This window comes from Marinobacterium profundum, assembly GCF_001528745.1.
In the GTDB taxonomy this organism is placed as follows: domain Bacteria; phylum Pseudomonadota; class Gammaproteobacteria; order Pseudomonadales; family Balneatricaceae; genus Marinobacterium_A; species Marinobacterium_A profundum.
On record NZ_BCNS01000021.1, the window covers coordinates 1 to 1,206 of the forward strand.

1 protein-coding gene is annotated in these 1,206 nt (G+C 62.4%); it reads left to right on the forward strand.

The features are described from left to right. On the forward strand, positions 1-1,206 hold a 1,206-nt coding region (gene tnpC, locus MPRO_RS01955; protein ID WP_067286329.1), incomplete at both ends, for an IS66 family transposase.

Sequence of the window (1,206 nt, forward strand, 5' to 3'; positions counted from 1 at the left end):
TACTAACGCGTCATAAGTACGGCCAGCGCAGCGAACATCTCAACGTATTGCAGATCAGCTTGCTGGACGAAGTCGTCGATGCCGACATCGCGGCAATCGAGGCGGAACTCGAGCAGCTGAAAACCACGCCGACGCCTGCCGCCAAACGCCAACCCAAACGAGCCCCCTTACCGCCGCAACTGCCCCGTACCGAGATCCGCCATGAGCCGGACTCGGCGCACTGTGCCTGTGGTTGTCAGCTCAAACGCATCGGTGAGGACATCAGCGAGAAGCTCGACTATACGCCGGGCCTGTTTACCGTCGAGCGCCATATCCGGGGTAAATGGGTCTGTGATGCCTGCGAGACGCTGACCCAGGCACCAATGCCGGCATACGTCATCGACAAGGGCATCCCGACGGCCGCGCTGATGGCCCAGGTAATCGTCGCCAAGCACCTCGATCATATGCCGCTGTACCGGCAGGAGCAGACCTTCGGCCGTGCCGGCGTACCGATCCCGCGCTCGACGCTGGCCGAGTGGATCGGCCGCTGCGGCGTGCAACTGCAACCGCTGGTCGACGCGCTGCGCGCGTTAATCCTGACAGAGTCCGTGCTGCATGCGGACGAAACGCCGGTGCCCATGCTGGCGCCGGGCAAGAAGAAAACCCACCAGGCCTACATCTGGGCCTATGCCACCACACCGTACGCCGAGCTGAACGCCGTGATCTACGCCTTCACACCGGGCCGATCCGGTCAGCATGCCCGCGACTTCCTCGGTGACTGGCAGGGCAACCTGGTCTGCGATGACTACGGCGGCTACAAAGCGAGCTTCAAGCAAGGTATTACCGAGATCGGCTGCATGGCCCATGCGCGGCGCAAGTTCGTCGAGCTGCACGTGACCGGCAAGAGCCAGATCGCCGGTCAGGCGGTTGAGTACATCAAGCAGCTGTACAACATCGAGCGTGAGGCCCGCGACCTGACGGCCCTTGAGCGGCAGGCGCTGCGGCAGGATAAATCCAAGCCCATCGCGGATGCACTGCATCAATGGATGCAGGCCCAGCGCTTGAAAGTACCGAATGGCACGGCAACGGCGAAGGCGCTCGACTACAGCCTCAAACGCTGGGCCGCGCTAACACGCTACCTGGATGATGGCGCTATCCCGATCGACAACAATCGGGTGGAAAACCTGATGCGACCTTGGGCGCTCGGGCGCAAAAACTGGTTGTTCG